At 71.7% G+C, this 20,052-nt stretch carries 15 protein-coding genes and 1 pseudogene; all 16 read left to right on the top strand.

Features of this window, described 5'->3' with window-relative positions:
- The first annotated feature begins 187 nt into the window (after window positions 1-187).
- A complete protein-coding gene (gene hisS / locus AC08OU_RS08240) occupies window positions 188-1,519 on the top strand; it encodes a histidine--tRNA ligase (protein ID WP_476598602.1) in 1,332 nt (443 codons plus the stop codon).
- Window positions 1,520-1,914: 395 nt separating this feature from the next.
- Window positions 1,915-2,712: an FAD-dependent thymidylate synthase gene (gene thyX / locus AC08OU_RS08235; protein ID WP_462185757.1), complete on the top strand. Its 798-nt coding sequence runs from the start codon at window positions 1,915-1,917 to the stop codon at window positions 2,710-2,712.
- A gap of 91 nt (window positions 2,713-2,803) precedes the next feature.
- Window positions 2,804-5,212: a phosphoketolase family protein gene (locus AC08OU_RS08230; RefSeq protein WP_476598604.1), complete on the top strand. Its 2,409-nt coding sequence runs from the start codon at window positions 2,804-2,806 to the stop codon at window positions 5,210-5,212.
- 32 nt (window positions 5,213-5,244) lie between these two features.
- Window positions 5,245-6,375 (top strand): acetate/propionate family kinase, encoded by a 1,131-nt coding sequence (locus AC08OU_RS08225; protein ID WP_476598606.1) that lies wholly within the window; start codon window positions 5,245-5,247, stop codon window positions 6,373-6,375.
- A gap of 527 nt (window positions 6,376-6,902) precedes the next feature.
- A complete protein-coding gene (gene dapA / locus AC08OU_RS08220) occupies window positions 6,903-7,928 on the top strand; it encodes a 4-hydroxy-tetrahydrodipicolinate synthase (protein WP_476598635.1) in 1,026 nt (341 codons plus the stop codon).
- The gene (locus AC08OU_RS08215) at window positions 7,925-9,610 is read left to right on the top strand and encodes a ribonuclease J (protein ID WP_476598608.1); all 1,686 of its coding nucleotides are present in this window, start codon (window positions 7,925-7,927) and stop codon (window positions 9,608-9,610) included. The genes dapA and AC08OU_RS08215 overlap by 4 nt, the downstream gene beginning before the upstream one ends.
- 426 nt (window positions 9,611-10,036) lie before the next feature.
- Window positions 10,037-12,589 (top strand): FtsK/SpoIIIE family DNA translocase, encoded by a 2,553-nt coding sequence (locus AC08OU_RS08210; protein WP_476598610.1) that lies wholly within the window; start codon window positions 10,037-10,039, stop codon window positions 12,587-12,589.
- A 106-nt stretch (window positions 12,590-12,695) separates the two neighbouring features.
- Window positions 12,696-13,565 carry a helix-turn-helix domain-containing protein gene (locus tag AC08OU_RS08205; RefSeq protein WP_476598612.1) on the top strand — a complete coding sequence of 290 codons (870 nt, stop codon included), beginning with the start codon at window positions 12,696-12,698 and terminating at the stop codon, window positions 13,563-13,565.
- A 4-nt stretch (window positions 13,566-13,569) separates the two neighbouring features.
- Window positions 13,570-15,123: a MiaB/RimO family radical SAM methylthiotransferase gene (locus AC08OU_RS08200; RefSeq protein ID WP_476598614.1), complete on the top strand. Its 1,554-nt coding sequence runs from the start codon at window positions 13,570-13,572 to the stop codon at window positions 15,121-15,123.
- A 95-nt stretch (window positions 15,124-15,218) separates the two neighbouring features.
- Window positions 15,219-15,923, top strand: a complete 705-nt coding sequence (locus AC08OU_RS08195; protein ID WP_476598616.1) for a CDP-alcohol phosphatidyltransferase family protein — start codon at window positions 15,219-15,221, stop codon at window positions 15,921-15,923.
- Complete coding sequence (locus AC08OU_RS08190; protein WP_476598618.1) at window positions 15,913-17,214, top strand: competence/damage-inducible protein A; 1,302 nt, start codon at window positions 15,913-15,915, stop codon at window positions 17,212-17,214. The genes AC08OU_RS08195 and AC08OU_RS08190 overlap by 11 nt, the downstream gene beginning before the upstream one ends.
- Before the next feature lie 121 nt (window positions 17,215-17,335).
- The gene (locus AC08OU_RS08185) at window positions 17,336-17,647 is read left to right on the top strand and encodes a helix-turn-helix domain-containing protein (RefSeq protein ID WP_462188820.1); all 312 of its coding nucleotides are present in this window, start codon (window positions 17,336-17,338) and stop codon (window positions 17,645-17,647) included.
- Between the two features lie 235 nt (window positions 17,648-17,882).
- Complete coding sequence (locus tag AC08OU_RS08180) at window positions 17,883-18,350, top strand: Dps family protein (RefSeq protein ID WP_462188819.1); 468 nt, start codon at window positions 17,883-17,885, stop codon at window positions 18,348-18,350.
- Between the two features lie 179 nt (window positions 18,351-18,529).
- Window positions 18,530-18,724 (top strand): hypothetical protein, encoded by a 195-nt coding sequence (locus tag AC08OU_RS08175; RefSeq protein WP_476598620.1) that lies wholly within the window; start codon window positions 18,530-18,532, stop codon window positions 18,722-18,724.
- Window positions 18,725-18,772: 48 nt separating this feature from the next.
- Window positions 18,773-19,612: a PspA/IM30 family protein gene (locus AC08OU_RS08170; RefSeq protein ID WP_462188817.1), complete on the top strand. Its 840-nt coding sequence runs from the start codon at window positions 18,773-18,775 to the stop codon at window positions 19,610-19,612.
- Window positions 19,609-20,052: pseudogene (locus tag AC08OU_RS08165) on the top strand (phage shock envelope stress response protein PspM); the annotation flags it as partial. The gene AC08OU_RS08170 and the pseudogene AC08OU_RS08165, both read left to right, overlap by 4 nt.

Genomic DNA, 20,052 nt, shown 5'->3' with positions numbered 1-20,052 from the left:
GGTGGAACGGGCCCCATCCCCGCCGTGGGACCGCTCTCCGGCCGTGAGGGCAACGAGCCCCACGCGATAGGCTGTCGCTCATGCGTCTCCTCGCTCGACATCGGTGACTGCCACCCGGCTTCGCGGTTGACCGTGCCCGGGGCGGCAGGTGCCCGTCCGTTCGAGATGATGAGGAGATTCCGCGGCGATGAGTGACGCGCCGATCGTCCGTCCCCTGCCCGTGAGCGGGTTTCCCGAGTGGCTGCCCGAGGTCCGTCTCGTCGAGCAGCGATGGCTCGACACCATCCGGGCGACGTTCGAGCGGTACGGCTTCTGCTCGGTGGAGACCCCCTCGGTCGAGGCGCTCGAGGTGCTGACCGCGAAGGGGGAGACCTCCCAGGAGGTCTACACGCTGCGCCGCCTGCAGGCCGACGCCGACGACGACAGCGCCCGCCTCGGCCTGCACTTCGACCTCACGGTGCCCTTCGCGCGGTACGTGGCCGCCCACTTCAACGACCTCGTGTTCCCGTTCAAGCGCTACCAGATCCAGCGGGTGTGGCGGGGGGAGCGTCCGCAGGAGGGCCGCTTCCGCGAGTTCACCCAGTGCGACATCGACGTGATCAATGTTGATCAGGTGCCCCTGCACTTCGACGCGGAGCTTCCCCGCATCGTGCATGAGGTCCTGGGCACCCTCGGCGTTCCGCCCTGGACCCTCAACATCAACAATCGCAAGGTGCTCCAGGGCTTCTACGAGAGCCTGGGCATCGGCGATCCGCTGGCCGTCATCCGGGTCGCTGACAAGCTCGACAAGATCGGCCTCGCGGGAGTGGAGGGGCTGCTGACCACCGCGGTCGGGCTCGACCCGGACCAGGTGCGCGCCTGCCTGGAGCTCACGGGCATCCGGGGCTCCGATCCCGGCGTCGTCGAGGAGGTACGCCGGCTCGGGGTGAAGTCGGACCTGCTCTCCGAGGGGCTCGACGAGCTCGCCGCGGTTCTCGATGATCTTGGCGATCTCGCCGACCTGCCCGCCGGCGGCGTGGTCGCGGACCTCTCGATCGCCCGCGGTCTCGATTACTACACCGGGACCGTCTACGAGGCGAAGTTCGTTGACTGGCCGGACTTCGGCAGCATCTGCTCGGGGGGGCGGTACGACAACCTTGCCGGCTCCTTCATCCGCCGCAACCTCCCCGGCGTCGGGATCTCGATCGGCCTCACCCGCATCTTCGCCAAGCTCTCGGCCGAGGGCCTGCTCACCACCGGGCCGTCCAGCCCCGCCGACGTGCTAGTCGTGATCCCCTCCGCGTCGCGCCGTGCCGCCGCCCTCGCGACGGCCGCCGAGCTGCGCACCCGGGGGCTGCGGGTGGAGACCTACCACCAGCCGGACAAGGTGGCCAAGCAGGTCCGCTACGCTTCCCGCAAGGGCATCGGATTCGTCTGGTTCCCGCCCTTCGACGATGGCCGGGCGCACGAGGTGAAGAACATGGCCACCGGGGACCAGTCCGCGGCGGACCCAGCGGCCTGGACCCCGGCCGCGGGCTGACCGGCGGGCGTGCCGCCGCGCCATCGCCGGGAGGCTGCCCGTCGTGACGTGGCCGGGCGGCCGGGGATTGACGGGGGCGGAGATCCCCGGCCGCGCCATGCCACGCCGTGAGGGCGGGCACTGCGACTCCTCGTCGCTGGGGACTGACGAGGCGTCCACCTCCGGTGTACCACGCGGGTTGTGACTGCCAATCCCCGCGCGTCGATCGGGTAACCGGACGGGTAAGTGGATGCCGATACGATCCCGGTTGGGCGATTGCTGGCCCGGTCGGGTGATTGCAGGCCTGGCGTCCGGGTGCATGCCGCCGCCGGGTGAGGTCCCCGTATCCCGGCGGACGGGCGCCGTCTACCGTGGGAGGAGTCCGCCAGCGACCGGGCAACGGGTCCCGCGCCCAGATGATGGAGGTGGCAGTGTCGCAGCCGACGCCCGAACCGGCGTCCGGGCCGACGTCCGTGCGGCTTCGGGTCCAGGTGATCGCCAAGACCGAGTTCATCCCCCCGGACGACGTGGCCTGGAGCACCGACGCCGACGGCGGTCAGGCCCTCGCCGAGTTCGCCGGGCGGGCCTGCTACCAGAGCTGGAACAAGCCGAATCCGGCGACCGCGACCAACGCCGGCTACCTGCGGCACATTCTCGACGTCGGGCATCTGTCCGTGCTCGAGCACGGGACCATATCGCTCTATCTCACCGGGGTGTCGCGCAGCCTCACCCATGAGCTGGTTCGGCACCGGCACTTCTCCTACAGCCAGCTCTCCCAGCGTTACGTCCCCGAGCGGGACGCCGCCGTGGTGGAACCGGAGGTCATCGCAGCCGATCCGGAGCTGCACGCCCTGTTCCAACAGGCCGCGGCGGCCTCGCTGGAGGCCTACGGGCGTCTGCTGGAAGGTCTGGAGAAGCGGTTCGCCGACGTTTCCGCGCCCACCTCACGGCGCAAGCAGGCGCGCCAGGCGGCCCGGTCGGTGCTGATGAACGCGACCGAGACCCGGATCGTGGTCACCGGGAACTACCGGGCGTGGCGGCACTTCATCGGGATGCGGGCGAGCGAGCATGCCGACGTGGAGATCCGCGGGCTTGCCGTCGCCGCCCTGCGGGAGCTGCTCCGGGTGGCGCCCAACGTGTTCGCCGACTTCCGGATCTCGACGCTGGACGACGGCACCGAGGTCGCCTCCAGCCCGCTGGTGGGAGAGGGCTGAGCGCCGGGCCTCCCCGCCGCCGGCCGCCCATTGATTTGTCGGGAGAAAGAGGCCCATTGATTTGTCGGGAGAAAGAGAAAGAGGACAGCCGATGACGAGCGTCGTCGACGCCGAGCGGAGCGGCGCGGATCCGGCCGCGGGGCCGTTGTCCCCGGCGGAGCTCGATCTCATCCACGCCTACTGGCGAGCGGCGAACTATCTGTCCGTCGGGCAGATCTACCTGCTCGACAATCCCCTGCTCACCGAGCCGCTGCGTCCGGAGCACGTCAAACCGCGCCTGCTCGGGCACTGGGGCACGACTCCCGGCCTGAACCTCATCTACGCCCACTTGAACCGCGTGATCCGGGCAAAGGACCTGAACGCCATCTACATCATCGGTCCGGGTCACGGCGGTCCCGGCATCGTGGCGAACGCCTACCTGGAAGGCACCTACAGCGAGGTCTACCCCTCGATCGGCCGGGATGCGGCGGGGATGCGGCGGCTGTTCCGGCAGTTTTCCTTCCCCGGCGGAATCCCCAGCCACGTCGCGCCGGAGATTCCCGGGTCCATCCATGAGGGCGGCGAGCTCGGTTACGCGCTGACCCACGCCTACGGCGCGGCCTTCGACAATCCCGACCTGGTGGTCTGCGCCGTCGTGGGGGACGGGGAGGCCGAGACGGGCCCGCTCGCGGCGAGCTGGCACTCCAACAAGTTCCTCGACCCGGGTCGCGACGGCGCGGTGCTGCCGGTCCTGCACCTCAACGGTTACAAGATCGCCAATCCGACGATCCTGGCCCGCATCCCCGAGCAGGAGCTGACCGCGCTCCTGCGTGGCTACGGTTACCATCCGTACTTCGTGGCCGGGGACGACCCGGCCGCGGTGCACCAGCGGATGGCGGGCGTCCTGGACGCCGCCGTCGACGAGATCCACGAGATCCAGGACCGGGCCCGCCGCCACGGCCGCACCGAGCGCCCCACCTGGCCGATGATCGTGCTGCGGACCCCCAAGGGGTGGACCGGGCCGGCCGTCGTCGACGGCCTGCCGGTCGAGGGCACGTGGCGGTCCCACCAGGTGCCCGTCGCGCAGCTGCACGACAACCCCGGGCACCTGGCCCAGCTGGAGGCGTGGCTGCGCTCCTACCGGCCGGAGGAGCTCTTCGATGCCGGCGGAGCCCTGCGGCCCGAACTCGCCGCGCTCGCCCCTCGCGGTCCCCGGAGGATGAGCGCGAACCCGCATGCCAACGGGGGCGAGCTGCTGCGTGATCTGACCTTTCCTGACTTCCGCGACTACGCGGTCGACGTCACCGCCCCCGGGACCACCCTTGCCGAGCCGACCCGGGTCCTGGGCGCGTTCCTACGGGACGTGATGGCCGCCAATCCGAGCACCTTCCGGGTGATGGGCCCGGACGAGACCGCCTCCAATCGGCTGGCTGCGCTCTTCGAGGTGACCGACCGCGCCTGGAACGCCGGGATGGAACCGACGGACGAGCACCTGGCAATGGACGGCCGGGTCATGGAGGTGCTTTCCGAGCATCTGTGCCAGGGCTGGCTGGAGGGCTATCTGCTCACCGGCCGGCACGGGCTCTTCTCCTGCTACGAGGCGTTCATCCACATCGTCGACTCGATGGTCAACCAGCACGCGAAATGGCTGAAGACCACCCGGCACATCCCGTGGCGGCGCCCGATCGCCTCGTTGAACTACCTGCTGACCAGCCACGTGTGGCGGCAGGACCACAACGGCTTCTCCCATCAGGACCCCGGGTTCATCGACCACGTCGTGAACAAGAAGGCCGAGGTCGTCCGGGTGTACCTGCCCCCGGACGCGAACACCCTGCTCTCCGTCGGCAACCACTGCCTGCGCAGCCGGCACTACATCAACGTGATCGTGGCCGGCAAGCAGCCGGCGCTGAACTACCTGTCGATGCCGGCGGCGATCGCCCACTGCACCCGTGGCCTGGGCATCTGGGATTGGGCCAGCAACGACCACGACGCGCCCGGCGACGGGCTGCCGGATGTGGTGATGGCCTGCGCCGGGGACATCCCGACCCTGGAGACCCTCGCCGCGGTGGACATCCTGCGCCAGCACTTCCCCGACCTGAAGGTGCGCGTCGTCAACGTCGTCGACCTGATGTCCCTGCAGGACGAGGCGGAACATCCGCACGGCATCTCGCACGCCCGCTTCGACGCGCTGTTCACCACCGACCGGCCGGTCATCTTCGCCTACCACGGCTATCCCTGGCTGATCCACCGGCTGACCTACCGGCGGCACAACCATCACAACCTGCATGTCCGTGGCTACATCGAGGAGGGGACGACTACCACCCCGTTCGACATGGTCATGCTGAACAACCTCGACCGGTTCCACCTGGTGGCGGACGTCATCGACCGGGTACCGAGCCTGGGCGCCCGCGCCGCGCACGTCCGGCAGCAGATGGTCGACGCGCGGCTCGCGGCCCGGACCTACACCCGGGACCACGGCGAGGACGCCCCGGAGATCCGGAACTGGACCTGGCCCTACTGAGTCCCGCCCCTACCGAGCCCCGCCCCGTCGCGATGAACGTCCTGGTGGTCAACGCCGGATCGGCCAGCCTCAAGCTGCGGCTGATCGGCCCGGACGACGCCCTGCTCGCCGCGCGCGATCTCACCGCGCCAGCCGGTCGGGCGGACCCGGCCGGGGTCGTCGCCGCGCTGCGCGAGCTCACCCACGAGGGTGGCCAGCCGGGCGCGGTCGGGCACCGCATCGTGCACGGCGGGACGGATTTCACCGCCCCCGTGGTCGTCGACCGGGCCGTGGCCGAGCGGCTGCGGAGGCTGACCGCCCTCGCCCGCCTGCACCAGCCGGCGGCGCTCGCCGCCCTCGACGAGGTCGGGGCGGCCGTGCCCGAGGTGGCGCAGGTCGCCTGCTTCGACACGGCGTTTCACAGCCGGATGCCGGCGGAGGCCATCACCTACGCCATCCCGGCCGAGTGGCGGGAGCGGTACGGCATCCGCCGGTACGGCTTCCACGGCCTGTCCCACGCCCACGTCTCCCGGCGGGCGGCTGCGCTCACCGGGGCGCGGCGCATCGTGACCTGTCATCTCGGCTCGGGCGCGTCGCTCGCCGCCGTTCTCGACGGGGTGGGGGTGGACACCACGATGGGCTTCACCCCGCTGGAGGGCCTGGTGATGGCCACCCGGTCCGGCACCGTGGATCCCGGCGCGCTGCTGTGGCTGCAGACGGAGGCGGGACTGAGCGCGCACGAGCTCACCGATCGCCTGTTCACCTCGGCGGGGCTGCGCGCGCTCGCGGGGACGGCGGACATGCGGGAGGTCGAGTCCGGCGCTGCCGCGGGTGAGCCGGCCGCCGCGTTGGCGCTGGCGGTCTACCTGCACCGGCTGCGCGCCGGGATCGCCGCGATGACCGCCGCGCTGGGCGGGCTGGACGCCCTGGTGTTCACCGGCGGCGTCGGGGAGAACTCCGCCTCCGTGCGGGCCGGGGCCGCGGCCGGACTCGGCTACCTGGGCGTGGCGGTGGATCCCGAGCGTAACGATCCGGCCCGGGCCGGTGGTACGGGCCCATCTGGTGGCACGGAGCGCGAGATCGGCGTGCCGGGGGCCGCCGTGCGCACGCTCGTGATCGAGGCACGCGAGGACCTGGAGATCGCCCGCGGGACCCGGGCGGTCCTCGCCGGTGGCATTGGGTGACGGTAGTCTGGCATTACGGTAATGTCCCGGATGGCGGGCGCGATTCTGGCGGACCCGCGCGCCGCCGGATGGCACCGCCCGGACGATCCGGTGGCGGTACTCTGAAAGCTCTGTCGCGGCGAGTGGGACGGTGCTGTGCGGTGCGGTGCATTCCGGTGCGGTGCATTCCGGTGCGCTGCCGTCCCCGCCGGTCGTCCCGTCGTCCCCGATCGGGGCCCGGCCGGTCGCGATCCGTCTCCATCCGGTGACGGCGGGGTCCGATCGGCGTCCGACCCGGTCGCGATGCCCGACACCGCGCGGTGCGCCGTCCCCGGGCCGGGCGGACGGTATCCGCGTGCGGTGGCCCAGCGGCCCCCGCGGGTCTCGCGCCGGTCGCTTGTGGCGAGTCCGGGGAGCAGACACGGCTCGGGCCGGCGGAGCGGGAAAGGCGGCGTGGGCGGAGGATGGACCGGTGCCGGCCCGGCGGTGTCGGAGGAGTGAACGCGGAGGTTCGGCGGTCCGGCGGGTGATGTCGGTCGCCAGAGGTGATGTCGGAGGTGCTGTCTAGCGTGACCGGTATGTCAATGTTGCCGCCGGCGCCGTTCGGGCGCGTGATCACAGCGATGGTCACGCCGTTCCGGGCGGACGGCGGTCTCGATGAGGCGGGTGCCGCGGAGCTCGCGAACCGTCTGGTGGACGCCGGCAACGACGGGCTCGTGGTCAACGGCACCACCGGGGAGTCTCCGACGACCACCGCCGAGGAGAAGGACCGCCTGGTGCGGGTCGTCGTCGAGGCCGTGGGAAGCCGCGCCCGCGTGATCTCCGGTGTCGGGACGAGTGACACCGCGCACAGCGTGGAACTGGCGCGGGCCGCCGAAGCCGCGGGCGCGCACGGCCTGCTCGTCGTGACGCCCTACTACAACAAGCCACCGCAGGCCGGGTTGCTGCGGCATTTCGTCACCGTCGCCGAGGCGACCGGGCTACCGGTCGTCATCTACGACATCCCCGGCCGGACCGGGGTCCCGGTGGCGTCGGAGACTCTGGTGCGGTTGGCCGAACACCCGCGTATCGTCGCGGTCAAGGACGCTAAGGACGATCTGCCCGCATCCTCCTGGGTGCTGGCGCGGACCGGTCTGGCGTATTACTCCGGCACCGACGCGCTCAACCTGCCGTTGCTGTCCATCGGGGCCTGCGGAGTCATCAGTGTTGTCGGGCACGTGGCCGCACCCGCGATCCGTGCCATGATCGAGGCCTTCGGGGCCGGTGAGGTGGGTCGGGCGATCGCGCTGCATCAGGGCTTGCTGCCCGCGTATGAAGGAATGTTCCGCAGCCAGGGCGTGATCCTGGCCAAGGCCGCGCTGCGGCTGGCCGGGCTGCCCGCGGGGCCGGTCCGGCCACCGTTGGTGGACGCCGCTCCCGCCGAGGTCGCGCGGCTGCGGGCGGACCTCGCCGAGGCGGTCCTCGACGTCGCCGGGCCACCGGGCGCGCCGGCCGGCGCCTCGTCCGGGCCCGTCTCGTCCGGGCCCGTCTCGTCTGTCGGGCTGGCCGTCGCCGCGGCGGGTGAGGTCTCATGAGCCATCCGCATCCCGACCTCGGCCCGCCGCCGCCGCTGCGCGCGGACGGCCTGCGGATCATCCCGCTCGGTGGGGTCGGGGAGATCGGTCGCAACATGACCGTCTTCGAACACGCCGGCCGGCTGCTGATCGTGGACTGCGGGGTGTTGTTCCCGGAGGACGTCCAGCCGGGGATCGACCTGATCCTGCCCGACTTCACCGCCATCCGGGATCGCCTCGACGACATCGAGGCGGTGATCCTCACCCACGCGCACGAGGATCACATCGGGGCGGTGCCCTACCTGCTGCGGGAACGGCGTGACATCCCGCTGATCGGCACCCGGCTCACCCTGGCGCTGATGAACGCGAAGCTCGCCGAGCACCGCGTCAAGGCGGTCACTCAGGAGATCCGGGAGGAGGAGCGGCACGCCTTCGGGCCGTTCGAGTGCGAGTTCTTCGCGGTCAACCACTCCATCCCGGACGCCGTGGCCGTGGCCATCCGCACCGAGGCCGGGCTCGTCTTGCACACCGGCGACTTCAAGATGGACCAGCTGCCGCTCGACGGCCGGCTGACCGACCTGGGGGGCTTCGCGCGGCTCGGCCGCGAGGGTGTGGACCTGCTGCTGTCCGACTCGACCAACGCCGAGGTGCCCGGGTTCGTCACCTCCGAGCGGGAGATCGCCCCGGTGCTCGACGGAGTCTTCCGCGAGGCGACCCGCCGGATCATCATCGCCTGCTTCGCCAGCCATGTGCACCGGGTGCAGCAGGTGCTCGACGCGGCCGAGGAGCACGGTCGGTCGGTCTGCTTCGTGGGCAGGTCGATGGTCCGCAACATGGGAGTGGCCCGCGACCTCGGGTTGCTGCAGGTGCCACCGGGTCTGATCGTCGACGCCCGGGACGTGGACGCGCTGCCGGACCGCAACATCTGCCTGATCTCCACGGGCTCCCAGGGGGAGCCGCTCTCGGCCCTGTCCCGGATGGCCAATCGGGATCACCAGATCCGCATCCAGGCCGGCGACACGGTCGTGCTCGCCTCCAGCCTCATCCCCGGCAACGAGAACGCGGTGTTCCGGGTGATCAACGGGCTGACCCGCTACGGCGCCAAGGTCGTTCACAAGGGCGTGGCGAAGGTTCACACCTCGGGTCACGCCCCGGCGGGCGAGCTGCTCTACGTCCTGAACGCCACCAGGCCGTCCAACGTCATGCCGGTCCACGGCGAATGGCGGCACCTGCGGGCCCACGCCAAGATCGCCGAGGCGACCGGGGTGCCCCCGGACCACGTGGTGCTCGCCGAGGACGGCATGGTCATCGACCTGCTCGACGGCCGGGCGCGGATCACCGGCGTTGTTCCCTGCGGCTATGTCTACGTCGATGGCGCCGCGGTCGGGGACGTCGGTGAGCCGAGCCTGAAGGACCGCCGGATCCTCGGCGAGGAGGGTTTCATCACGATCACTGTCGTGGTGGACGCCGCGGCGGGCAAGGTCGTCGTCGGCCCGGATCTCTCTGCCCGCGGTTTCTCCGATGCGCCGGGCACCTTCGACTCCGTCTCCAAACTGGTCAGCGACGGGCTGGTGGACGCCATGCGCACCGGGATGAACGATCTGACGGCCCTGCAGCAGCTCGTGCGGCGCACGGTCGGTCGCTGGGTCAACGAGAACTACCGGCGCCGCCCGATGATCGTTCCGGTGGTTCTCGAGGTCTGAGGCGTTGCGGCGCGCCCGGTTCGTCGGGGTTGCCAGTACTCGGGCACGCTCGTGTGTACCGTTTCGACGGTGGCCACACGGACCAGTGGCGCGCGGACGCGTGCGCAGACGGAGACGGCCACGTCCCGGCCGGGGGGCGGTGGTGGGCGTCAAGGTACCTCGCGGGGTGAAGGCACCTCGCGGGGTGAAGGTACCCCGCGGGGCGGAGGTCAGGGCGGCAAGGCACGCGCATCGACGGCGGCTGGCCGGTCGGGCGGCTCCAGCCGGTCAGGCAGCTCCGGCCGGTCGGGCGGCTCCAGCCGGTCAGGCGGGTCCCGCGCGGCCGGCCGCGGTAGGACACCGGCCCGTCCACCGGCCCGGGCGAGTCGCCCCCCGCTGTCGCTGCTGATCGGCCAGACAGTCGTCAAGAGCGTCTACCGGCTGTGGATGGGCGCGGCGACGGCGCTGGGCACCGTGCTGCGCCGGGCCGGCCGGGGCACCCGTGAGCTGCACATCGATCCAGGGCACCGGCGTGACGGGCTCGGCCTGACCGCGTTCGGCGGGGCGATCCTGGCCGCTGCCTCGGTGTGGTTCTCCGCCGCCGGGCCGCTGGGGAGGTACGTGGCCGCGGTCCTGGAGCTGCTGGTCGGCGCCGGCGCCTGGGCACTGCCGCTGTTCGGTCTGGGCGCCGCGTGGCGGCTGGTCCGGTCCCCGACCGATCCGGGCAGCCGGGGCCGGGTGGTGATCGGGTGGACGGCGGTCGCCGTCGGTCTGCTCGGCATGGTGCACATCGCTCGTGGCCTGCCCGACTTCTCGGACGGCGTCGCCCGGATGCGGGCGGCCGGTGGCTTCGTCGGGCTGCTCGGTGGCCTCCCGCTGGCCAGCGCGGTGACGCCGTACGTCGCCGTTCCGCTGCTGCTGCTGCTGACGTTCTTCGGCGTTCTCGTCATCACGGCGACCCCTGTCCGCCAGGTGCCCGAGCGGCTCGGTGAGCTCGTCGATCGGCTCACCATCGGGGTGCGCGGTCCCGCCCGGGACGCCGGCGAGTACGACGAGGACGCGGACTTCCGCGACGACCCCGAGGACGATTCGGAGCTGTCCGACGGCCTGCTCGCGGCCGGGGCGGCGGGTACGGACCGGCGTCGGCGCGGCGGTCGGGCGACCCCGCCCAGGGGAACGCCCCCGGGTGATGGCGAGGTCTTCGACGTCGCCGATGCCGCCGATGCCGCCGATGCCGCCGACGTCGCCCGGCCGGCCTCCCGGCCGCCCGCCGGGGACCTCGCCCTCGACCTGTTCGGCGAGCTCGCCGGCCCGGAGGCGGACACCGGCTACGTGACTACGGCCCCCGATCCGGGCGGTGCGGCCGCCGGTGGCGGGGAACCGGTAGCGGGGGCCGCGTCCGGTCCGCCGCGCAAGGCCCGGGCCCGGACAGCCCGGGCGACCGCGGGTGCGGCGGACACCGCGACCGGTGTCCCCGGTCCGGGTTCCGCGGACTTCGGCGGCGAGATCGAGCATCTGGTCCCCCCGGCCGACGGTGACTACCGGCTGCCGTCGCCGACCCTGCTGCGCTCCGGTACGCCGCCCAAGGCCCGCTCGGCCGCGACCGACGGGGTGATCGCCTCGCTGACCGACGTGTTCGCCCAGTTCAAAGTGGACGCCCAGGTGACCGGCTTCACCCGGGGACCGACGGTCACCCGCTACGAGGTCGAGCTCGGTGCCGCGGTCAAGGTCGAGCGGATCATCCAGCTCACGAAGAACATCGCGTACGCGGTGAAGAGCCCGGACGTACGGATCATCAGTCCGATCCCGGGCAAGAGCGCGGTCGGTATCGAGATTCCCAACACCGACCGGGAGTTGGTGTCGCTCGGCGACGTCCTGCGCAGCGGGGAGGCGACCGGCAACCCGCATCCGCTGGTTGTCGGTCTCGGCAAGGACATCGAGGGCGGCTACGTGCTCGCCAACCTGGCCAAGATGCCGCACATCCTCATCGCCGGGGCGACCGGAGCCGGCAAGTCGACGTGTATCAACACCCTCATCACCTCGGTGCTGGCCCGGGCCACCCCTGACCAGGTGCGCATGGTGCTGGTGGACCCCAAGCGGGTCGAGCTGACGAACTACCAGGGTATTCCCCATCTGATCACGCCGATCATCACGAATCCCAAGAAGGCGGCCGATGCGCTGCAATGGGTCGTGAAGGAGATGGAGAACCGGTACGAGGACCTCGCCGCGTGCGGGGTGCGTCACGTCGACGACTTCAACCGCAAAGTGCGTAACGGTGAGATCGCTGCCCCGCCGGGATCCGAACGTGTCTACGTGCCCTACCCCTACATCCTGGCCATCGTCGACGAGCTCGCCGACCTGATGATGGTGGCGCCGCGCGACGTCGAGGACTCTATCTGCCGGATCACCGCCATGGCCCGGGCGGTGGGCATCCACCTGGTGCTCGCCACCCAGCGGCCCTCCGTCGACGTGGTGACCGGCCTGATCAAGGCGAACGTGCCGTCCCGGCTCGCCTTCGCGACGGCGTCGTTGGCGGACAGCCGGACGATCCTCGACCAGGCCGGCGCGGAGAAGCTCGTCGGCCTGGGGGACGCGCTCTTCCTGCCGATGGGAGCGGGCAAACCCGCCCGTATCCAGGGTGCCTTCGTTTCCGAGGACGAGATCGCGGCCATCGTCGACCACACGAAGGAACAGGCGCCGCCGGCGTTCCGGGAGGACGTGTTCGACGCTGGCGGCGAGGCCAGGAAGGAGATCGACGAGGAGATCGGAGACGATCTGCAGCTCTTCCTGCAGGCCGTCGAGCTCGTGGTGAGCACGCAGTTCGGCTCCACCTCGATGCTGCAGCGCAAGCTGCGGGTCGGGTTCGCGAAGGCCGGGCGGCTGATGGACCTGATGGAGAGCCGGGGCATCGTCGGCGCGAGTGAGGGCTCGAAGGCGCGTGACGTGCTGGTCATGCCGGACGAGTTGGAGGGTCTGCTCATAACCCTGCGTAACGGATGAGGAAGCCTCCGATGGAACGTCCCCGCTTTCAGCGCCGGGGGACGCGCCGTAAACTGAAGGCCTCGCGTCCACGGTAGGCGGAAAAGACGGTTGCGGAGGTTCGCTCATGCAGTCCGTGGACGGTCCGCAGCCGCGGGACAGCGTCGGGTCCATCCTGGCAGCGGCACGGCGTGACCGCGGTCTCACGGTCTCCCAGGTCAGCGAGCGCACCCGGGTCAGGGCGGGTCTGATCGATCAGATCGAGCAGGACGACTTCTCGCAGTGCGGCGGCACGGTGTATGCCCGCGGGCATCTGCGCAGCATCGCCACCACCCTCGGGCTCGATCCCGGGCCGGTGCTGGCGGCCTACGACGCCTCGCACGAGCACCAGACCGGCCCGTTGATGATCGTCCCCTCGGCCGAGTTCGATCCGCTGCGCGGGGAGTCCCGCCGGCGGCGCGGCGGGTTCCGGTGGGGTCCGGCAATGATCGTTTCGCTGGTCGTGGTGTGTGTCATCGCGGCTCTCGCGCTGCTGCTGCCAGGTTCCTCCGATTCCTCGGACGACAGGGCCGCGCTGGGGCCGGGCGGGGCCGTGGGGCTCACCCCGACCGTGACCGTCCCGCCGGCCTCGACGAGCCCGGCCGCTCCCACCGCGACCACGCCCGCGCCGACAGGGGTGAACGTCGTCCTGGCGGTACGCGGCGCGCAGAGCTGGCTGGAGGTGCGCGACGACGCCGAGCAGGTCCTGCTCTCCCAGCTCCTGCAGTCCGGCGACAGCCGGACGGTGACGGCGTCGGGGGCCCTGCACATCAAGGTGGGCAATGCCGGTGCGGTCGATGTGTCATGTAACGGCAGGAGCCTCGGGGCGCCGGGTGGACCCGGGCAGGTCGTGACGATCCGGGTGAGCGCCGCCGCTTCCGGCGCCTGCGAGGTCGGCGACGAACAGCGTAGCGGTCTCGTGGCCGCGTCACCGCCCGCGCCGGCCCCGGTAGCCTGACCTGGTGTCCACACGTCTCCATCGCCGGGTAGCTCTGATCACGCTCGGTTGTTCCCGGAACGAGGTGGATTCGGAGGAGCTGGCCGCTCGGCTCGGCGCGGACGGGTGGGAGCTCGTCTCCGACGTCGCCGACGCCGACGCCGTGCTCGTCAACACCTGCGGATTCGTCGACGCGGCGAAGAAGGACTCCATCGACGCCCTGCTGGCGGCGGACGACCTGCGGGCCGGTGGCGGTCCGTCCGGTCCCGCGGACGGCGCCGGCCCGGGTCCGCGCGCGGTGGTGGCCGTGGGCTGCCTGGCCGAGCGGTACGGAACCGAGCTCGCCGAGAGTCTGCCCGAGGCGGACGCGGTCCTCGGATTCGATGCCTATCCGAACATCGCCACGCACCTCGCGGCCGTGCTGGCCGGTACCCCGGTGCCCGCGCACTCCCCGCGTGACCGGCGGACGATGCTGCCGATCACCCCGGTGGACCGGGCCGCGCCCGCTCTCCCGCCGGGCGCGGTGCCCGCCGGAGCCGTTCCGCTGCGCCGGCGGTTGACGACCGGGCCGGTCGCCGTCCTGAAGATCTCCAGCGGGTGTGACCGGCGCTGCGCCTTCTGCGCGATCCCGTCGTTCCGCGGCTCCCACGTCTCGCGGTCGCCCGATGACGTGCTCGCCGAGGCCGAATGGCTGGCCGGTCAGGGTGCCCGCGAGCTGGTCCTGGTCAGCGAGAACTCCACCTCCTACGGCAAGGACCTCGGGGATCTGCGCGCGCTGGAGAAGCTGCTGCCGCAACTCGCGGCGGTGTCGGGCATCGTCCGGGTGCGCACGGTCTACCTGCAGCCCGCCGAGATGCGTCCGTCGCTGCTCGAGGTGCTGCTGACCACTCCGGGCCTCGCGCCCTATCTCGATCTGTCCTTCCAGCATGCGAGCCCGCCGGTGCTGCGCCGGATGCGCCGCTTCGGCGGCAGTGGGCATTTCCTCGACCTGCTCGCCCGCGCCCGCGCGCTGGCGCCCGACCTGGGGGCGCGATCCAACGTCATCGTCGGGTTCCCGGGGGAGACCCCCGAGGATGTCGACATCCTCACGGAGTTCCTCGAGGCCGCCGAGCTCGACGCCGTCGGCGTGTTCGGCTACTCCGACGAGGAGGGTACCGAGGCCGCCGGGCTGACGAGCAAGATCCCCGATGAGCTGATCGAGCGTCGGAGGGTACGCGTCACCGACCTCGTCGAGCAGCTGACCGCCGCCCGGGCGGACGCGCGGATCGGCTCCCGGGTACAGGTTCTGGTGGAGGAGGTCGCCGGTGGTCTGGCCACCGGCTGCGCCGCCCACCAGCAGGCGGAGGTCGACGGCGGCTGCGCCGTGCGCCTGTCCCCGGGCGGCGCGGCGGATGACGGGCCGGAGCGCCTCGGGGTGGGGGATCTCGTCGAGGCCCGGGTGGTCACCACCGAGGGTGTCGATCTGATCGCGGAGTTCACCACGGTGCTCGATCGGGCCCGTCCCACGGCCGCGGTCGCGCGGCCGGCGCCGGACCGGGCGGCGGCCCTCGTGGGCCGGGGCGTCGCGGATGGGACGTGACGGCGTCGGGCGCCGACGCCAGGGGGGAGCGCGGCGAAGGGCCGTCGCCGCTCCCCGCGGAGCCCGTTTCTGCCCCGGTAGTCCCTGCGGCCCCGGTGGTTAATGTCGCCAACCTGCTGACGATCGTGCGGCTGGTGTTGGTGCCGGTCTTCGTGGTCTTCCTGTTCGCCGGGCCCGACGGGCATACCTGGCGGTACGCGGCCTTCGGCGCCTATGCGGTGGCCGCGGTGACCGACCAGATCGACGGCTCCATCGCCCGCCGCTGGCACCTCGTCACCGACTTCGGCATCCTGGTCGATCCGATCGCCGACAAGGCGCTGACCGGTGCCGCGTTGATCTCGCTGTCCGTGCTCGGCGAGCTGCCCTGGCCGGTCACCGTACTGATCCTCCTGCGGGAGGTCGGCGTCACCCTCCTGCGCTTGTGGGTGATCCGCTTCGGGGTGATCGCGGCGAGCCGTGGAGGCAAGGCCAAGACCCTGCTGCTGAACGTCGCGATCGGTCTCTACGTGCTTCCGCTGGCGGGTGTTGCCGCCACGAGCCGGGCTGTGATCCTCGCGGCCGGCGTGGTGGTCGCCATGGTCACCGGGATCGATTATGTCTGTCGAGCTCTCGCGCTGCGGCGGCGGGCCGCGCGGGATCCCGGCGGTGTCACCCCGCCGACGGGCGCGCCATCCACCGGCCTCTCGCCCGGCACCGGCCCCCCGGTACGTCACCGGGGGGCCGGGCCGGCCGGGTCCGCCCCGTCAACGGCGGCCGGACCGACCACCAGGAAGACGGAGGGGCGGACCGATGCGCGCTGAGCTGCTGGCGGTGGGGGACGAACTTCTCTACGGCGACATCGTCAACGGCAACGCGGCCTGGTTGGGTCGGCAGCTGGCCGATGTCGGAGTGACCGTCACGACGTCGACGGTCGTCGGTGACGACATCGACATGATCGCCACGGCGATCCGGGTGGCACTGGACCGGGCTGACGTCGTCATCATGACCGGAGGGCTCGGTCCCACCCAGGACGACCTGACCCGCGAGGGCATCGCCGCCGCGGCCGGCGTCGGCCTGCGCCGGGACGACTTCCTGGAGTCGATGCTGCGGCGACGGTTCCGGGACCTGGGCCGCGGTGACGGTGGCCGGCGCGTGCCCCAGATGAACTACCGGCAGGCGGACCTGCCCGAGGGGGCACAACCGCTGCCGAACGGCGCCGGAACAGCCCCGGGGATACGGATGGAGATCGGGACCGGCGTCGTCTACGCGATGCCCGGTGTGCCGTTCGAGATGAACGACATGTTCACCGCCAGCGTGCTGCCCGACATCCTGCGCCGGGCCGGGCAGCCCGCGGTGGTCGTCCACCGGGTGCTGCGCACGGCGGGCATGTGGGAGTCGGCCGTCGCCGAGGCCCTCGCGGACGAGGTCGACCGGCTTGCCCCGATCGGCAATCCGCGCATCGCGTTCCTGGCCAGCGGTGGCCAGACCCGGGTGCGTATCACGGCCCGGGCCCGGGATCGGGCCGAGGCCGAGATGCTGATCGCACCGGTGGAGACCGCGGCCCGGACCGCGCTGGGCGCCGGGGTGTACGGCGGTGCGGACGACTCCCTCGAAGGCGTGGTCCTGGGGCTGCTCGTCCAGCGGTCGGCGACGCTGGCCGTCGCGGAGTCCATCACCGGGGGGCTGCTCGCCGGGCGGCTGACCGACGTCCCCGGTGCGAGCGCCGCGTTCCGTGGCGGCATCGTCTCCTACGCCACGGAGGTCAAGGCGTCGGCGCTCGGTGTCGACGAGGGTCTGTTGGCCGCCGGGGGCGCGGTGTCGTCGAGGACGGCCGCCGCGATGGCGGCGGGGGTCCGGTCTCGGCTGGGCGCCACTTACGGGTTGTCCACCACGGGAGTCGCGGGCCCGCGGCCACAGGAGGACAAACCGGTTGGCACGCTGCATATCGGCCTGGCCGGACCGGATGGCACCGTCACCCGGTCGGTACGGCTGCCCGGGGACCGGCCGCGCATCCGCACCTACGCGGTGGTGTCCGCGCTGGACCTGGTGCGTCGGCTGCTCGCCGGGCTGCCGAGCAGCGAGATGACCACAACCGGCGACGGCGCGCCCTGACGCGCGAGATTAATCGCCGGACCTGAGGTGCTTACACAGTTACAGTCCCATCAACGAGGGCCCGATGGTTGCGGTGGTGGGTATACGGTGAACGCATCCCGCGGACGAAGGAGGAGGCTCGATGGTCCTGCTCCGACGCATGCTCGGCGAGGCGTTGCGCCGCCGCCGTCAGGATCAGCACCGCACGCTTCGGGAGGTGTCGTCGGCGGCACGGGTGTCGCTCGGCTACCTCTCGGAAGTTGAGCGTGGGCAGAAGGAGGCCAGCTCCGAGCTGCTTGCCGCCATCTGTGACGCACTGGGAGTACGGCTCGCGGACCTGCTGCGCGAGGTGAGTGAGGATCTCGAGCTCGCCGAGCTGGCGGTGCCCGCGCGGGTCGGCGCGCCCACCGTGGTGGTTCCCGCCCGCGCCGCGGTCGTCGACCGGGCGGCCTGAGTTGGGCGTCCGGCGTCTTCCGGCGTCCCGCCGCGTCGGCTGTCCCGTTCACGTGTCCCGTTCACGTTCGGGGTCTGCTCCGTTCATGATGTAGGTCTCGATGAGGTAGGTCTCGGTAGGTGTCTCGTTCGCGATGTCGGGCTGTGCTGGGCGCCGGGGCGTTCTGGACGCATACGGATCTCTTCACGGGGCACGCCGCAGGGAGCAGATGTCTCCGGCGTGAGAGGGGTCGAGTATGAGCGCCATCCGCAGCCCGTTGTCCGACGGGGCACGAAGCGTCACCGGTGAGGCCATCCAGGGCACGTTGATCGACCTGATCGACCTGTCCCTGTCCGCCAAGCAGCTGCACTGGAACGTCACCGGGCGCACCTTCCGCAGTGTGCATCGCCAACTCGACGAGGTCGTCGACCTGGCGCGTCGTTACGCGGACGCCACCGCCGAACGTGCCGTCGCGATCGGGGTCAACCCGGACGGTCAGTCCTCGACGGTCGCCCGAGGCACCCACCTGCCGGGAGTGGAGGTGGGGTACATCCCGGATGAGAAGGTGATCCGGCAGACGACCGAGGTCCTCGCCGGGGTGGTCACGAGGATGCGTACCCGCATGGACGCGACCGAGAAGGCCGACCCGGTCACCCAGAACCTGATCATCGAGATCGTCCACGACCTGGAGGAGCAGCACTGGATGTTCCAGGCGATGGTGTGAGTCCCGCGCCGGGGGCGGTTTGCCCTCCCCCGAAAGGGCCCTCCCCCGAAAGGGGTTGTCTGGTGGCGGGTGGCGGACCCCTCTGCGACTCTCCCGAGATAGTTCTCGTGGCGCAGGTTGGTGTCGATCGTCGTTCCCGGGCGGGCTCCCGGGCATGGCCCGCAGGGAAAGAAGATCGCGTGAATACCCCCGCGTGGCCGGAGGACGATGACGGCTGGTCGGAGTGCCGGCTGGTCCAGGTGTGCAAGAGCTGTAACGGGTTGGGCGAGCTGCTGGTAGTCTTCGCCACCGCGCGCGGCGGCTTTGTGCCGGCCTGCCGGGCATGTCTGGTCTGCGCGGGACACGGCCGCACGGCGCTGCAGCCGCCCGTCTGAGTCCGCCGCGGGGTAACCGCCGCGGCTCCGGCGTGCGACGATCGATGTATGGCGAATGTCGTCCGCAAGATCTACCGCTATCTGTCGGCCTCGGCGAACCGGAAGTTCGACGAGAAGGCCGACCCGCGGGTGCAGATCGACCAGGCCATCGCGGAGGCCCGGCAGCAGCACGAGGCGCTGGTCCAGCAGGCGGCGCTTGTCGTGGGTAACCAGCGTCAGCTGGAGATGCGCATGGCACGCCAGGTGGACGAGGTCGCGAACCTCACCGAGTCCGCCCGGTCCTCGTTGCTGCTGGCTGACAACGCGCGAGCGGCCGGCGATCTGGCCACCGCGGCCGGCTACGAGGAGACGGCCCAGGCGTTCGCCAGCCAGCTGGTCTCGGCGGAGGCATCGCTGGAGGACCTGAAGAACCTGCACCGCCAGGCCGCCGCGTCCGCCCAGCAGGCCCGGACCGCGGTCGAGGACAACACCGTGCGGATGCAACGCCATCTCGCTGAGCGTGCTCGCCTGCTGACACAGATCGAGCACGCCGCCATGCAGGAGCAGATGACCAAGGCGATGGAGGGGATGTCCTCGCTCGCCCCGGCGGGGGACACGCCCACCCTCGGGGAGATCCGCGACAAGGTCGAGCAGCGCTACGCGGTCGCTCTCGGGCGCCATGAACTCGCCTCCCAGGGGATGGAGGCGCGGATGATCGAGGTGCGGCGCGCGACCATGGACGCCCGGGCCTCCTCCCGCCTCGCCGAGCTGCGCGGTGACATGGCGGCCGGGGGCCAGCTTCCCGCTGGCGCGGGCGGTTCCGCGGCGTCATCCGGTCCCGCGGCGCCGCCTGGTTCCGCGGCGTCATCCGGTTCCGCGGTCAAGCCCACCGGCGGTGGGACGCCGTGAGTCGGAAGGCGGGACCGGCCGTGACCGGCTGGCCGGGGTGGGACGGGGTGCCGGGCGGGGCACTGCGGCCGGTGTTGCCGGACTGGGTGCGTGCCGATGTCGAACGCCGGTCGTTGCTGCGGGCCGAACGGCGCGCCGGGCGTGGCGTCCGGTGGGCGCGTCGTCGGGCGGCGGTGACCGCCTTCGGATGGACCGCCGTGGCCGCGGTGACGCCGGTCGCCGCCGTCGTGGACGGCTGGGGCTGGCTGGTTGTGGGCGGCGCGGCGATCATCAGGGCGGGTCTCGCCGGCTGGGAGACGGCCGTGATCCGGCGGGAGGACCGCGGGTTCGCCCTGCCGAGCGCCCCCGCTCCGCCGCCCTGGGCGTTGCGGCACTCGGCGGCCGCCGAGCCGTTGCGCCGTGGCGAGGCGGGTCTGGCGGCGCTCGTCGCGATGGCCCGG

The sequence above is a fragment of the Frankia sp. CcMO1 genome (assembly GCF_977945845.1).
This window is presented reverse-complemented; position numbering and strand designations above follow the sequence as displayed.